Consider the following 14,688-nt stretch of genomic DNA (forward strand, 5'->3'; position numbering starts at 1 on the left):
AGTGATTCACCTCTCGTGCGGACTTACTTTCCCCGCATGGGAGCAAAACTCTTCGCAGGTGAGACGGGGTGGCGTCGCGGCTGGGGTCGCGCCGCCGCCCTGCTCGGCGCGGTAACGCTCGGCCTGGGGGCCATTCCGGCGCAGGCGGCGGCACCGGCCGCGACCGGCTCGTACACGATCTTCAACAACCCGACGGGCAGCACCCCCGACCACCGCATCGAAACCGACCTCGTCAGCCTGGTCGACGGCGCACCGGCCGGCTCGGAGATCCACGGTGAGATGTTCACCTGGACCAGGACACCGGTCGCGACGGCGCTGAAGAACGCGCAGGCGCGCGGGGTGAGGGTGTACCTCGCGATCGACCGCGCGGGCGCAGGCGACTCCAACCTCAAGCCCGACAACGAGGCGATCAAGATCCTCAAGTCCGCGGGCCTCACCCGCCTGGTCTTCTGCGGCAGCGCCTCGGCCGGCTACTCCTCCTGCATCAGCAGCCGCAAGGGCGCGATCAACCACAACAAGGTCTTCATGTTCTCCGCGACGAAGAACATGACCAACGCGGTCTGGGTGTCGTCGCAGAACCTGACCAACAGCCAGAACGAGCACTTCAACAACGCGGTCGTGGTGCACGGCGACAAGCCGCTGTACGACTTCTTCGACCAGCACCTCGACGCGATGCTCAACCAGAAGCGCACCTCGAACTACAACAAGTACTTCCGCTCCGACACCGCGAGCGTCCGCGCGTACCTCTCCCCGCGCGCGGACTCGAAGGGCGGCACGTCGGCGGAGCACTCGACCGACACGATCGCCCAGGTGCTGAAGTACGTGAAGTCCGAGCCCGGCTGCACGGTGGACGTGGCGCACGCGCAGTTCACCGGGCCGCGTCAGCCGGTGATCAGCGAGCTGGTCCGCATCGGCAAGCTGGGGTGCAAGGTGCGGGTGCTGGTCGGTGACAACCTCAGCCAGTACGTGCGCGACGCGTTCAAGGGCCAGAAGAACATCACGGTCCGCCAGCTGAAGAAGCTGCACTCCAAGTACATCGTGGTGAAGTCGCACTACAACGACACCGCGAAGCGGCACCTGGTGTTCACGGGTTCGCAGAACCTGACCGGCCCGGCTCTGCGCACCCACGACGAGACCCTGATCCGCGTGGAGCGCCCGGACGTCTCGAAGGACTACGCCGACAACTTCTCCGCGATCTGGGCCAAGGGCTCCTAGCCCCCTGGCGCCCTCACCACCCCTTGGCGCCCGCACCACCCCCTGGCACCCGCACCACCCCTGGCGCCCTCACTCGCGTGCCCCTCATATCGCGTTTTGTAGCCTTAATGCGAAATGGGAGCGCTCTTTTGCGCATTTAGGTGACAAAACGCGAAAATACCGGCCACGCCAGCCAGCCAGCCCGGGCGCACATCGGGGCATCGGGACGACTTGCGGGACCGGCTGCTCGCCCCTGCCGAGGGACGCCGGAAGTGTGACGGGTCCGTAGGCGACGAAGTTCGGCCGGTACGGGACACGTCCTCGGCAGGGAACGAGAGGGAACCGGCCGAACAGCTCCGACAGCGTGATCCGGCTTTCCAACCGCGCCTGCGCGGAAGTGCGGGCCGTACGCGAAGGACGAGGTGCGCGCTGGGGGCACTGGTGATGTCGAACTCGCCTGCGGTGGGGCCGTACTAGGGACGTGCTGGCCGACCCGGCGGCCAGAGCGGCCACGATCGGAGAGATCGCCGCTAGGAGCGGCTTCACACCGACCTGGTTCTCCTCGGTGTTCAAGGCCCGCTCCGGAGAAGGGCCGAGGGAGTTCCGGCAACGCGGGCTCGCGGAGCCGGTCGAGCCGGGCCGCCGTGGTCAGGGGTGGTAGGTGTTGAAGGCGACGAGGAGTTCTTCCTGACGGCGCAGTGCTTCCGGAGCCTGGTCGGCTCGGCGGGCGGCCACTCCCGCCGCCATCGCCTGGGCCAGCCCCACGAGGGCGGTCACCGAGCGGAGCAGGCCCGCGCCCGCCGTGTCGGCGAAGAAGACGGAGTCGGCCATGTCGGCCAAGGGGGACGCCGCCGTGTCGGTCAGCGCGATCGTGGTCGCTCCCGCGGACTTCGCCTGGCGCACGGCCCGGACCGTGTCCGCCGCGTAGCGGTGCAGGGAGACCGCGACCAGGACGTCGGTGGACTCCAGGCGGCGCAGCCGGTCGGTGAGGGTGCCGGGGCCGGGGATGACCAGGGAGACGTCGTCGAGCACCAGGTCGAGCAGGTAGGCGAGCAGGTAGGCGACCGAGTGGGACTTGCGCAGCCCCATCACGTGCACCCGGCGCGCGCCGGCCAGGGCCCCGACGGCCCGGCGCCACGCGTCCGGGTCGACCCTGGCCAGGGTGCGGGTGAGGTTCTGCTTGTCCAGCTCGACGGCCTTGCTGAGCAGCTCGTCCGGCGCGTCGGCCAGCGATCCGAGCCTGCGGACCAGCTGGGCCTGACCGGAGAGGTGCTCGCGGCAGAGCTTGATCAGCGCGGGATAGCCGGACAGTCCGCACCGCTGGGCGAAGCGGACCACGGTCGCCTCGTTCACCCCGACGTCGCGGGCCAGCTCGCTGACCGTCTTGAAGGCAATGCCCTCCGGGTCGGCCAGCACGCGTTCGGCCAGGGTCCGTTGCGACGGTGTGAACCCGTCGGACTCCCTGCGCAGCAGCTCGCTCAGCTCGGCGAAGGACGTCGGCGCGTCGCTCACCGGGCTCGCCGCCTCAAGCTGGAGATCACCCAGTGCTCCCTCCTGTGAGGTCGTCGACGGCTTCTGCCAGCCGGTTCAGCGCGTCGGCGATCCAGGGCAGCGCCACCGGGTCGGCACTGTGCAGGGCTTCCCACCGCTGCACGTCGTCGGTTCCGTAGAGCAGGCTGGTCGCCATCCGGAAGCGCAGTGCCCTGGGATCATCGCCGAAAGCCTCACCGCGCAGCACACCGACCCGGTACATCGTCAGCAGCACCTCCGCGAGGTCGGCGCCGGAGCCCAGCCGGAACCGCTCCCGCGCCGGTTCGAGGTCCGGGTACAGGTAGAAGCCGCCACCAGGGGCGCGGCACGAGGCACCCGCGGCGACGAGCAGGCGGTGGGCCTCCGTGACGACCTTGCGGTGCAGTTCGCGCCCGGCCCGGACGTACTCGCGCACCTCGGTGGGCTCGTCGAGCAGGTAGCCCGCGGCGATCTGCACCGGCATCGCCGGGTTGGACCACACCTCGCTGGCGACGCCGACCAGTCGCTCGCGCAGCTGAGCGCCCTCGCGGGTCTCCGGGATGCGGCAGAAGCCCAGCCGCCAGCCGCCGAGCGCGTTCGCCTTGCTCAGCCCGGTGGTGACGATCGTGCGCTCCGGGAACACCGCGGCCGGGCTCAACAGCGCGTCCGGGTCGTGCGCCAGGTCGCGGTAGATCTCGTCGGAGATCACCACCAGGCCGTAGCGCTCGGCCACCGCGCAGACCTGCCGCACCAGCTCCGCGTCCGGGGTGGTCCCGGTCGGGTTGTCCGGTGAGGTGACCACGAGGACGCCGGGCCGCTGCCCCCGCCACCTGGCTTCGAGCAGCGCGTTCTCCAGGGCCTCCGGGTCGGGGACACCACCGGTGTGCTCCGGCACGTCCACCCAGATGACCTCCTTGCCCGCGAGCGCGGCTTGCGCGGCGTAGCTCACCCAGCTCGGCCTCGGCAGCACGATGTCGCCCGGCAGCACCGTGAGCAGCGCGTAGAGCAGCGGCTTGCTCCCCGGGCCCGCCACGATCTGGTCCGGCTCGGTCGGCACGCCCCGGCGGCTGAGGTAGCCGGCCGCCGCGGCGCGCACGGCGTCGGTGCCCGCGGTCGGGCCGTAGGAGTTCTCCGTCGCGGCCGCGGAGAGCGCGGCGGCGACCTCGGGCAGCACCGGCAGCCCGGCCTCCCCGAATGCGAGGTGCACCACCGACTCCCCGGTGGCCTGGATGGCGCGGATGCGTTCGTTCGCGGCGAGCGTGGCCGACTGCGCGAGACCTGTCCGCGCGGGCGCGCTCTGGTAGCTGAGCATGAGTCGAGGCTACAACTGAAAATGCAAGAAACAAGACCTTTGCAACTTTGTTTGCAGAGCCGGGGTGCTTCGGTGCTCCGGCGAAGGCGGCTAGCATCCAGGGCAGGAACGGCTACTCGGAGGTAACAAACGTGGACCCGAGCTTCGGCACCTACCAACTGGCCGAGGAGCACGACGCCCTCCGCGACGCGGTCCGGGCGTTGGCAGAGAAGGAGATCGCCCCGCACGCCGCCGAGGTCGACGAGCAGGAGCGGTTCCCGAGCGAGGCCCGTGACGCGCTGGTCAAGGCGGGCTTCGCCGCGGTGCACGTGCCGGACGCCTACGGCGGTGAGGGCGCCGACTCGGTCGCGACCTGCATCGTCATCGAAGAGGTCGCCCGCGTCTGCGGCTCCTCCTCGCTGATCCCGGCCGTCAACAAGCTCGGCACGATGCCGATCCTGCTCTCCGGCTCCGAGGAGCTGAAGCAGAAGGTGATGCCGTCCATCGCCAGCGGCGAGTCGATGGCCTCCTACGCGCTGTCGGAGCGCGAAGCGGGCTCGGACACCGCGTCGATGCGCACCCGCGCCCGGCTCGACGGCGACAACTGGGTGCTCAACGGCACCAAGTGCTGGATCACCAACGCGGGCGTCTCCGACTGGTACACCGTCATGGCGGTCACCGACCCCAACGCGGAGAAGAAGTCCAACGGCATCTCCGCTTTCGTGGTGCACAAGGACGACCCGGGCTTCGAGGTCGGCCCGAAGGAGAAGAAGCTCGGCATCAAGGGCTCGCCGACGCGCGAGATCTACTTCTCCGACTGCACCATCCCGGCGGACCGCATCATCGGTGAGCCCGGCACGGGTCTGAAGACCGCGCTGCGCACGCTGGACCACACCCGCCCGACGATCGGCGCGCAGGCGGTCGGCATCGCGCAGGGCGCCCTCGACGCGGCCATCGCCTACGTCAAGGACCGCAAGCAGTTCGGCAAGGCCATCTCGGAGTTCCAGGGCGTGCAGTTCATGCTCGCCGACATGGCGATGAAGGTCGAGGCGGCCAGGCACATGGTCTACGTCGCCGCGGCCAAGGCGGAGCGCGGTGAGCCCAACCTCGGCTTCATCACCGCCGCCGCCAAGTGCTACGCCTCCGACGTGGCCATGGAGGTCACCACCGACGCCGTCCAGCTCTTCGGCGGCGCGGGCTACACCCGTGACTTCCCGGTCGAGCGCATGATGCGCGACGCCAAGATCACCCAGATCTACGAGGGCACCAACCAGATCCAGCGGGTCGTGATGTCCCGCGCGCTGCTCAGGTGAGCTAGCTCGACTACGCCGAGGCCGGTGACCCCCTGCGGTCACCGGCCTTTCGCGTGGTTAGGGGTTATTCAGGGGCGGGCAAGGGGATGTCCGCGGTTCGTTGGCGGGGGAGAGTGGCCGGACCACGAGTAGGGGAGAGCGCGATGGACGACGGCAAACCCGGGCGGTCGGGGCGGCTGCGCGACGTGGTGCCGCTGCTGCGGGGGCACGGCAGGTGGATGGCCGTCGCGATCTCCCTGATGCTGACCGGGTCCGTGCTCGGCATCGTCCAGCCGCTCGTCGTGCACAGCGTGGTTCAGACCGCGGGGACCGGCGTCATCGTGTGGGGCACCATCGTGGTGTTGGTCGGCGTGTTCCTCGCGCAGGCGCTCGTGGTCACGCTCGGCGGGTACGTCCTGGAGCGCACCAGCGAGTCGGTGGTGCTCGGGTTGCGGCTCAACCTCATCCACCGGTTGCTGCGGCTGCGCATGGAGTCCTACGACCGGCACCGCACCGGTGACCTGCTGTCCAGGACCGGGTCGGACAGCGCGACGCTGCGGATGATGGTGGCCTCCGGGTTCACCGAGGTGGTCACCGGTTCGCTCGGGCTCGTCGGGACCGTCACGTTCATGCTCATCCTGGAGCCGACGCTGTTCCTGATGGTCATGGGCCTCGTGGCGATCGGCGCCACCGTGGTGTTCTCCGTGCTGGCCAAGGTCCGCGCCGCCTCGCTCCAAGCGCAGGAGGCGCTCGGCGTGATGAACTCCGACCTGGAGCGGGCGTTGACCGCGATCCGGACCGTGCGCGCGGTGCAGGCCGAGGAGCGCGAGACCGAACGCATTGGTGGGCAAGCGAAAGCGGCTTTCGGCGCGAGTGTGCGGATGGCGAAGCTCAACGCGCTCGTCGGGCCGGCCGTCGAGCTCTCGGTCAACGGGTCGTTCCTCGTGGTCTTCCTCGTCGGCGGCATCCGGGTCGCGACCGGGGCGACCAGCGTCGCCGACCTGGTCGCCTTCCTGCTGTACATGAGCTTCCTGGCGATGCCGCTTTCCCAGCTGTTCCAGGCGATCGTGACGATGAACCAGGGCGCTGGCGCGCTGCAGCGGGTGCACGAGGCGCTGGACCTGCCGGAGGAGACCGACGAGAACCGACCCGCGCGGACGAGTCCTCGCGTGGTGGAGAAGGGCTCGCCGGTCCTGGAGTTCCGGGACGTGTGGTTCGGCTACCAGGACGTCGCCGAGCCCGTGCTTCGCGGGGTGAACTTCGAGGTGCCGCAGCGCGGGCACGTCGCGCTCGTCGGTCGTTCCGGGGCGGGGAAGTCCACGATCTTCGCCCTGGCCGAGCGGTTCTACGAGCCGGACCGCGGGCAGCTGCTGTTCGAGGGCGCCGATGTCGTCGAGCTCTCGCGCAAGGAGTACCGGCGCCGCGTGGGGCTCGTCGAGCAGCACTCGCCGGTCATGTTCGGCACGCTGCGGGAGAACCTGCGCTACGCCGCGCCGAACGCCACCGACGAGGAGATCCGGCACGTCGTGGAGCTGGTCAACCTCGACGAGCTCGTCGATCGGTTGCCGGACGGGTTGGACACCGCGGTCGGCGAGCACGGGATGAAGCTCTCCGGCGGTGAGCGGCAGCGGGTGGCGATCGCGCGGGCGCTGCTGCCCCGGCCTTCGCTGCTGTTGCTCGACGAGCCCACCTCGAACCTGGACGCGGTCAACGAGGCCGCTTTCCGACGGGCCGTCGAGCAGGTCGCGTCGGAGTGCTCGCTGCTGGTCATCGCGCACCGGCTGTCCACTGTGCAGGCCGCCGACCGGGTCGTGGTGCTGGAGAACGGGGTGGTCACCGGCACCGGGACCAACGATGAGCTGGTGGCGGGCAACGAGTTCTACCGGAGTTTCGCGGCCGGCCTCACCTCCGTGGATTCGAGAGTCTGATTGAGAGCTTGATCAGTTTTACCCTGGCTTTAGTTCAAATTTGTACCGTCCTCCCGTAAGAGCAAACGGGAGGAACCACAGTGGGAAAGCTCGTGCACAGCCTGCGTGACGCGGTGCTGTTGATCGCCAGGATCGGCATCGGCGTCGTCTTCATCGCCCACGGGGCCATGAAGCTCGGCGACCTCGGCGGCACCGCCGCGGGCTTCGGGCAGATGGGGATCCCGCTGCCGACGCTGTCCGCGTACTTCGCCGCCTTCGTCGAGACCTTCGGTGGCGCCGCGCTGGTCCTCGGGGCGCTGCTGCCGATCGTCGGCGTGCTGCTCGCGGTGGTCACGGCGGGCGCGATCGTGTTCGTGCACGGCAAGAACGGCTTCTTCATGCCGAGCGGCTACGAGTACGTCCTGACGCTCACCCTCGCCGCGCTGGCGCTGGGCTTCGGCGGCGGTGGCAGGTACTCCGTCGACGCGTTCCTCGCCGCGCGCAAGGGGCAAGCCGTCTCCGCGTGATGCCACCGTGCCGGGCGGGGTGCTCCCCGCCCGGCGCAGTCGTTCCTACGCTGTGGTCAGGTCGACCGTGATCTGCTCGGTCCTGCGCCGGTCGTCCAGCTTGGCCGGGTCCGGGTTGGTGCACTGCACCAGGGACGCGCCGGCCGCGATCACCGCGACCAGCCCGTCCACAATGGACTGCGGTGACCTCCAGTCCAGGTCGGACAGGACCCGGTCGCCCTCTGAGATGCCCTGTTCCTGTGCGCGCTTGCGCGCCAAGGAGATCAGCTCGTCCACAGTGGACTCGTTCAGGGCGGGGGTGTCACCGGGAACGGCGGCGTAGGAATGGAAGAAGTCGCCGTGCACCCGGATCTCGCCGATGTAGTCCACCGTGCCAGGAGCCGTGTCGCGCAGACCCCGGCCCAGCGGGTCCAGCGCGACCACCGCGACGTTCTCCGCGTCCGACTCGAAGCCCTGCGGCACGAAGGCGACCTCGATGTCGTCCGCGTCCGGGTCGGTCACCACGGACGCGCCCGCCCACCACGAGCCGAGCAGCACGCCCACGGTCTGCCAGTGCGCGGGCAACGCCACCAGCACGCGTGCGCCCTCCTCGATCGCGATCTCGTCGCGCAGCCAGTTCGCGGTCTTCGCCGCCCAGTTCGCCACGGTCGCCCTGGACAGCTCGATGCGCGTGCCGTCGGCGTCGTCGTAGTGGCTGACCAGGGGCCGGGCCGAGTCCGCCATCAGCGGGGCGAACAGAGCTTCGGTGACGTTCATCGCTGGTTCTCTCCGCTCGGTGCTCAGTACACGCAGGGGATGCCGCCCGCCGTGATCGGCTCCTCGCCGGTTCCCGGCTGCTGCGCGGGCACGGGGGTGGCGGCCCCACCACCGTCCAGTCTGAGCAGCCCGCGCCCGGCCATCTTCGGCGGGGTGGTGCCGCCCTGGACGACCAGGCCGGTGACCCAGGCCCTGACCGCGTCCCTGTCCACCGCCACGATGCTCTGACCGCGGTCGTTGCGCGCGTTGATGTTCACCACCGGGATGGTGCGGAACTCGAAGTTGCCCGCCGCCAGGCCCTGGAACTGCCGCGCCAGCGTCAGCGGCTCCCAGCCCTCGTCGAAGACCAGCGACTTGCGCGCCGCGTCCAGCAGCGCCGACAGCTTCGACGGATCGGTCAGGGTGCCGGTGGAGAGCATCTTGTTCACCACCGCCGCCATGAACACCTGCTGGCGCACGACGCGGTCGATGTCACCCCTGGGCAGCCCGGACCGCTGCCGCACGAAGGCCAGCGCGTCACCGCCGGAGACCGACTGCCTGCCGCGCCGGAAGTTCGCGCCGGAGTCGGGGTCGCTCGTCGACTGGCGCAGGCACACCTCGACGCCGCCGAGCGCCTCGGTGAGCAGGTAGAAGCCGTAGAGGTTGATCTCGGCGTAGTGGTCCACCCGCAGGCCGGTCAGCTCCTGCACCGCACGGCCGAGCACCAGGCGGCCCGCCTGGTCGGACTCGCGTTCCTGACGGGCGCGGTCGGTGACGCCCGCCGCGCGCAGCTCGGCCAGGCGCCGGTTCTTGCCCAGCACGTACGCAGCGTTGATCTTCTCGTCCTGGAAGCCGGGGATCGGGACGTAGGTGTCGCGCGGGATGGAGATCGCGGTCGCCTTGCCACCGTTGTCCGGGATGCGCAGCACGATGATGGTGTCGGTGTTCAGGCTGGCGTTGGCCTCGGTGCGCAGCTTCCGGAGCACCGCGGCGGGCAACGGGGCGCCCTGCGCGTCGGTGCGGCTGTCGCTGCCGACGAGCAGGATGTCCGTCGCGCCGTCGCGCACGGGCGGCGCGCCCGGCTGGCTGCCGAGCTGGTTGACCACGTCGGTCGTGCTGACGTTGTCCTGCAACCGTTCCAGCGTGGCCCAGCTGATCCCGCTCGCGGTGAGCGCGACCGCCGACAGCAGCGCGACGACCGCGCGGCCGATGTGGCCCGCCACCCGTCTCGCCCGGCCGGGCCGGGGTGGTGCGGGCCGCTCGTCGGGCTCGTCGTCGTCCAACGGCACGAACTTCTCGGCTCGCTCGGACTCCTCAGCCTGCTCGGACCGCGCCGTCGAGGAGTCGCCGGGCTCCTCGTCCTGGTCCGTCGGGCGCGGCCGGTCCGGCACGTGCTCCTCCTAGCGGAAGTCGTCGCGAAGCAAGGGATCGCGGCCGTTCCGCGGGGACGATGACCCGCTGGGGCCGCTGACTACCAGGCTAGCCAGCCGCAAGCGGGTCACCGTCCTCATGAGTCCACTCGTTCGAGCGCTTTAGTTGATGCAGGGGACCCCGTCGGGCGTGGTGTCCGGTTCCGCGCCCTGCTGCGGCGCGGCCGGGCGGAGCCCGTTGAGCTCCAGGACCGGTTGTCCCGCCACGTTGTTCTTCTTGCCGGGGCCCGAGTAGTCCTTGCCGATGAAGATCCGCACGGTCCCCGCGGGCACCAGGTTCTCCCGGTCGGCCTCCAGGACCACGTTGCCGCCGAGGGCCTCAACGACCTTCTTGCCGAGGTCCTGCTGGCCCTTGGAGTGCCGGACCACCGTCTTCGCCCTGATCGCGGCGTTGTCGGTGTTGCCCTTGATGAAACCCTTGGCGGCCAAGGCCTCCAGCACGTCGTTGGCCAGTCCTGCCGCGCCGGTGGCGTTGCGCACCTCGACGGTGATCGCGGTGTTGCCCGCGTCGCCGCCACCGGGTCCCGGCGGGGGTGGGGTGGTGGTCTCGTCCTTGGTCTGGTTGGCGACGAAGTCCTTGACCCGCTTCGGATCCACCTTCAGCGCGTCGCCGTCACCGGTCTTGATGTCGCCCTCGATCGGGATGGTCTTGAACTCCACCCCGCCGCCCATCACCGTCTGCATCTGCTGGGCGAACTGGAGCAGGTCCATGTTCTTGTCCACCACCACGGACTTCTTCACGGCGCCGACCAGGTCGTTGAGCTTGCCCGGATCGGTCAGCGTGCCCGCGGAGGTGATCTTCTTGGCCATCGCCTTGAGGAAGGTCTGCTGGCGCACGATGCGGTCCAGGTCGCTGGGCAGGCCGTGCCGCTGACGGACGAAGGCCAGCGCCTGCGCGCCCTGGATGGTCTGCACGCCCTTGGGGAAGTTCGCCCCGGACATGTTGTCCTTGGTCGCGGCCTTGAGGCAGACCTCGACGCCGCCGATCGCCTTGGTGATCTCGTAGAAACTGGCCAGGTTCACCTCGGCGTAGTGCTCGATCGTCACCCCGGTCAGCGCGCTGACGGTGTCGAGCATGCCCTTGCGGCCAGCGCGGGTGGACTCCTCCTCGACCTGCGTCTTGCTCTTGCTCGCCGCGCGCAGCTTCTTCGCCGCGGCGTTCTTGTTGTACGAGTACGCGGAGTTGATCTTGTGTTTGCCGAACCCGCCCGCGATGTCCACATAGGAGTCCCGGGGCAGTGAGATGCCGACCGGCTTCCCGTCCACCGGGATGTGCACCAGGATCATCGAGTCCGTGGTGCCGCCGCCGTCGTTGCTGTCACCGGCGTGCAGCTCCCGCAGCACCTCGGGCGGCAGCTCGTTGCCCTGCGCGTCGGTGCGGCTGTCCAGGCCGACCATCAGGATGTCCACCGCACCGTCGAGCGGCTTGGGGCCGGCCGCGGCCTCGGTCACGTCATCGGTGGTGACGTCCCTGAGCGTGCCCCACGCGTATCCGGTGACGCAGAGCACGATCACCGAGACCAGCGCCACGACCGTCTTGCCGGGATGGATGCGCCGGGGGGAGGACGTCCGCGCGGCGGCTGCCGCCGACGGTGGCGTGCGCTTGGTCGTTCGCGCGTCGCGAGAGGACTCCCTGCCCGAGTCCCGCGCCGACGACCTGACGTCGTCCGTGCGGGGACGGGGGGTGCGGCCGCGCGCGGGCGGCGGTCCCTGCGGAACCACCCGCGCGTCGCGCGCACCGGGACGGCCGCTCTGGCCCTGGCGTGGACTCTGACCTTGCCGCCCGCCCGCGCCCTGACGGCGCGGCTGGTCGCTGGGGGGCACCCGGCCCGCCGGAGGAGGGACCGCCCGCCCGCGCCCGCCGCCGGCGGGTGGCTGCTGGGACCGTCCCTGCTGGTCGGGTGCGGGCCGCCCTGGCTGGTTCCGCGACGGAACACCGCGCCTGGGGTTGCCCCCTGGCCGCATGGGCCGGTCGTCCACGTTCACTCCTCCCCGCCGCTGGTCACCGTGTGCTTCGTACCGGTCTCGACGCGCTGGTGGCCCGAGATCCGGTTCTCCAGGCTAACGGCGGTCCGGTCCCGGCTGGTCACTCCCAGCACTTTGTGGACGTACCGCACTTCCATCGGGTTGCTTTCGCGGCCCCCGGTGCTGCTCAGGCCCGTGGCAGACTGCCAGAAGCGGGTGAAGCCGAGGGGGACTTGGAGAGTGGAGAGCATGCGCGTACTGGTCACCGGTGGCGCCGGGTTCATCGGGTCGAACTACGTGCGGAAGGTGCTGACCGGGGCTTATCCGGCCTTCTCCGACGCCGAGGTGGTGGTGCTGGACAAGCTCACCTACGCGGGCAACGAGGCCAACCTGGACCCGGTCGCGGACAACCCGAGGTACCGCTTCGTCAAGGGCGACATCTGCGACCCCTCGGTGGTGAGCGAAGTCATGTCCGGCGTGTCGACCGTGGTGCACTTCGCCGCGGAGTCGCATGTGGACCGCTCGATCCTGGGCGCGTCGGACTTCGTGCTGACCAACGTGCTCGGCACCCAGACCCTGCTCCAGGCCGCGCTGGACGCGGGCGTGTCGAAGTTCGTGCACGTCTCCACCGACGAGGTCTACGGCTCCATCGACACCGGCTCGTGGACCGAGGAGCACGTCCTGGAGCCCAACTCGCCGTACTCCGCGTCGAAGGCGTCCTCGGACCTGCTGGCCCGCTCCTACTTCCGCACCCACGGGCTGCCGGTGTGCGTGACCCGCTGCTCCAACAACTACGGGCCGTACCACTTCCCGGAGAAGGTCATCCCGCTGTTCGTGACCAACCTGCTCGACGGGAGCGAGGTCCCGCTCTACGGCGACGGCCTCAACGTCCGCGACTGGCTGCACGTCGACGACCACTGCCGGGGCATCCAGCTCGTCGCCGAGGGCGGCAGGCCGGGGGAGGTCTACAACATCGGCGGCGGCACCGAGCTGACCAACCGCGAGCTGTGCGAGAAGCTGCTGGCCGCGACCGGCAAGGACTGGTCGAGCGTGCGGCCCGTCGCGGACCGGCTCGGCCACGACCGGCGCTACTCGGTGGACATCACCAAGATCACCGATGAGCTGGGCTACGCGCCCCAGGTGCCCTTCGAGCAGGGGCTGGCCGACGTGGTCGCCTGGTACCGCGACAACCGCGCGTGGTGGGAGCCCCTGAAGCAGCGGGCGGCCTTGGCGGCACACTAGCCACCGTGACCGACTTCGCACTCCTGGTTCCCGGCGGACGCGGCCAGCTCGGCTCGGACGTCTCCGCACTCGCCGAATCCGCAGGAGCCGGGTTCGTGCACGCCCCGGGCTCGGCCGAGCTGGACATCACCGACGCGGAGGCCGTCGCCGACGCGGTCAGCTCGCTCGCCGCGACCGCGCACGACGCGGGGCTGCGGCCGGTGGTCGTCAACACGGCGGCCTACACCGCGGTGGACGCGGCCGAGACCGACGAGGCGGCGGCGCTCGCGGTGAACGCGGACGGTCCTCGCAACCTCGCCGCCGCCTGCGCGAAGCAGCGCGTGCGGCTGCTGCACGTCTCCACCGACTACGTCTTCCCCGGCGATGCCACGCGGCCTTATGAGCCCGGCGACGAGGTCGGTCCGCGCGGCGCCTACGGCCGCACGAAGCTGGCCGGAGAGCGCGCTGTGCTCGACTCCGGAGCGGCGGCGTGGGTGGTGCGCACGGCGTGGGTGTACGGCGCGGTCGGTGCGAACTTCGTCAAGACGATGGCCAAGCTCGAAGGCCAGCGCGACCAGCTTTCCGTGGTCGGCGACCAGGTGGGCTGTCCGACGTGGTCAGCCGACCTCGCGCGCGGCTTGCTGGAGCTGGCGGCTCGTGCGGAAGGACCGCGGCAGCGGGTGCTGCACGCTGCGGGCGGTGGGGAGACCAGCTGGTTCGGCTTCGCCAGAGCGATCTTCGAAGAGCTCGGCGCGGACCCGACGAGGGTGTCCCCGTGCACGACGGAGGACTTTCCCCGCCCCGCGCCCCGGCCCGCCTACTCGGTGTTGTCGCAGCGCGCGTGGCAGGAGGCGGGCCTGACCCCGCTGCGGCCGTGGCGCGAGGCCCTGGCCGCGGCGTTCGCGGAGTGCGGGCCGGCACTGCGATCCTGAACCAGCTACGGCGACAGCGGGGAGCGCGGATGGCGAAGTGGGGCAACAAGCAGCCTGCGGCCGAAGGCAGGACGCGCAGGACGAGCTGGACGAAGCTGACCGGCACGCTGCTGCTGGTCCTCGTCGTGGGTTCGCTGGGCTACCTGTTGGCGCGTACCGCCCTCACGGCGAACCGCCTGCCCAACCCCGGCGCGACCGACCTCCGGGGCACCGCCGTCGTCCAGTCCTGTGTGGACGTGGGACCGGTCAGCGCCAACGGGTTCGGCACGTACTCGCGCTGCACGGCGGAGGTGGCGTGGGACGACGGTGCGCGTGAGTCCCACGAGTTCGACGGCTCGGAGCTGACGGCGAAGGACGTCGGCCAGTCGGTTCGCGTCGTTCGTGTGACGACTCCGCCGTACCAGTGGTTGCCCGCGCCGGAGTCCTACCAGCGCGAGGACGGCGACCGCGCCGGTGAGTGGACCGCGACGATGATCTACGCGATCGTCGGAGGAGTGATCCTGGTGAGCGGCGCGGCGGTCCTCGGCGGCCTGCTCTCCTTCCTCCGCACCCTCGTCGCCCGCAACTAGGCCGTGCGCCGCCTCCTCGCCGCCGCCCACTCCCGCACGTGGCGACACGCCACCTCGCCGACCGCCCGCCCCCGTCGTCTCGGGCCGGCCCAGATTCGCGTTTTGTCACCTTGATG

13 protein-coding genes are annotated in these 14,688 nt (G+C 70.3%); 8 read left to right on the plus strand and 5 right to left on the minus strand.

Going from position 1 to position 14,688, the window contains the following annotated elements; genetic code table 11:
* The first annotated feature begins 36 nt into the window (after nucleotides 1–36).
* On the plus strand, nucleotides 37–1,215 hold the full coding sequence (locus tag ACFFQA_RS12440; RefSeq protein ID WP_377851946.1) for a phospholipase D-like domain-containing protein: 1,179 nt from the start codon (nucleotides 37–39) through the stop codon (nucleotides 1,213–1,215).
* 460 nt (nucleotides 1,216–1,675) lie between these two features.
* Nucleotides 1,676–1,855: a helix-turn-helix transcriptional regulator gene (locus ACFFQA_RS12445; RefSeq protein WP_377851947.1), complete on the plus strand. Its 180-nt coding sequence runs from the start codon at nucleotides 1,676–1,678 to the stop codon at nucleotides 1,853–1,855.
* Here ACFFQA_RS12445 and ACFFQA_RS12450 read toward each other — a convergent pair.
* Together ACFFQA_RS12450 and ACFFQA_RS12455 are read right to left on the minus strand one after the other, a co-directional pair.
* Entirely contained in the window at nucleotides 1,843–2,706 is an 864-nt protein-coding gene (locus tag ACFFQA_RS12450) for a MurR/RpiR family transcriptional regulator (protein WP_377851949.1), read from the minus strand. The two genes, ACFFQA_RS12445 and ACFFQA_RS12450, sit on opposite strands and share 13 nt — an antisense overlap.
* Before the next feature lie 25 nt (nucleotides 2,707–2,731).
* Nucleotides 2,732–4,015 (minus strand): pyridoxal phosphate-dependent aminotransferase, encoded by a 1,284-nt coding sequence (locus ACFFQA_RS12455; protein WP_377851950.1) that lies wholly within the window; start codon nucleotides 4,013–4,015, stop codon nucleotides 2,732–2,734.
* A gap of 131 nt (nucleotides 4,016–4,146) precedes the next feature.
* Between ACFFQA_RS12455 and ACFFQA_RS12460 the strand changes: the two genes are divergently transcribed.
* The 3 genes from ACFFQA_RS12460 (at nucleotide 4,147) to ACFFQA_RS12470 (ending at nucleotide 7,720) form a co-directional block, all read left to right on the plus strand.
* Nucleotides 4,147–5,307 (plus strand): acyl-CoA dehydrogenase, encoded by a 1,161-nt coding sequence (locus tag ACFFQA_RS12460; protein ID WP_377851951.1) that lies wholly within the window; start codon nucleotides 4,147–4,149, stop codon nucleotides 5,305–5,307.
* Between the two features lie 143 nt (nucleotides 5,308–5,450).
* A complete protein-coding gene (locus ACFFQA_RS12465) occupies nucleotides 5,451–7,214 on the plus strand; it encodes an ABC transporter ATP-binding protein (RefSeq protein ID WP_377851953.1) in 1,764 nt (587 codons plus the stop codon).
* 80 nt (nucleotides 7,215–7,294) lie between these two features.
* The gene (locus tag ACFFQA_RS12470) at nucleotides 7,295–7,720 is read left to right on the plus strand and encodes a DoxX family protein (protein WP_377851955.1); all 426 of its coding nucleotides are present in this window, start codon (nucleotides 7,295–7,297) and stop codon (nucleotides 7,718–7,720) included.
* A 45-nt stretch (nucleotides 7,721–7,765) separates the two neighbouring features.
* On the opposite strand, the gene ACFFQA_RS12475 is transcribed toward ACFFQA_RS12470, so the two are convergent.
* The 3 genes from ACFFQA_RS12475 to ACFFQA_RS12485 form a co-directional block, all read right to left on the minus strand.
* The gene (locus ACFFQA_RS12475; protein ID WP_377851956.1) at nucleotides 7,766–8,476 is read right to left on the minus strand and encodes a TIGR03089 family protein; all 711 of its coding nucleotides are present in this window, start codon (nucleotides 8,474–8,476) and stop codon (nucleotides 7,766–7,768) included.
* Between the two features lie 23 nt (nucleotides 8,477–8,499).
* Nucleotides 8,500–9,846, minus strand: a complete 1,347-nt coding sequence (locus ACFFQA_RS12480) for an LCP family protein (RefSeq protein WP_377851957.1) — start codon at nucleotides 9,844–9,846, stop codon at nucleotides 8,500–8,502.
* A 141-nt stretch (nucleotides 9,847–9,987) separates the two neighbouring features.
* The gene (locus ACFFQA_RS12485; RefSeq protein ID WP_377851958.1) at nucleotides 9,988–11,865 is read right to left on the minus strand and encodes an LCP family protein; all 1,878 of its coding nucleotides are present in this window, start codon (nucleotides 11,863–11,865) and stop codon (nucleotides 9,988–9,990) included.
* A gap of 234 nt (nucleotides 11,866–12,099) precedes the next feature.
* On the opposite strand from ACFFQA_RS12485, the gene rfbB reads away from it, so the two are divergent.
* From rfbB to ACFFQA_RS12500, 3 genes are read left to right on the plus strand one after another with little or no spacing between them, the layout of a single operon-like run.
* Nucleotides 12,100–13,092 carry a dTDP-glucose 4,6-dehydratase gene (gene rfbB / locus ACFFQA_RS12490; RefSeq protein ID WP_377851959.1) on the plus strand — a complete coding sequence of 331 codons (993 nt, stop codon included), beginning with the start codon at nucleotides 12,100–12,102 and terminating at the stop codon, nucleotides 13,090–13,092.
* 5 nt (nucleotides 13,093–13,097) lie between these two features.
* Nucleotides 13,098–14,003, plus strand: coding sequence for a dTDP-4-dehydrorhamnose reductase (rfbD, locus tag ACFFQA_RS12495; RefSeq protein WP_377851960.1), 906 nt, complete (start codon nucleotides 13,098–13,100; stop codon nucleotides 14,001–14,003).
* Between the two features lie 29 nt (nucleotides 14,004–14,032).
* Complete coding sequence (locus ACFFQA_RS12500) at nucleotides 14,033–14,572, plus strand: DUF6346 domain-containing protein (RefSeq protein ID WP_377851961.1); 540 nt, start codon at nucleotides 14,033–14,035, stop codon at nucleotides 14,570–14,572.
* Nucleotides 14,573–14,688: the final 116 nt, after the last annotated feature.

This window comes from Allokutzneria oryzae, assembly GCF_042429765.1.
Classification (GTDB): Bacteria; Actinomycetota; Actinomycetes; order Mycobacteriales; family Pseudonocardiaceae; genus Allokutzneria; species Allokutzneria oryzae.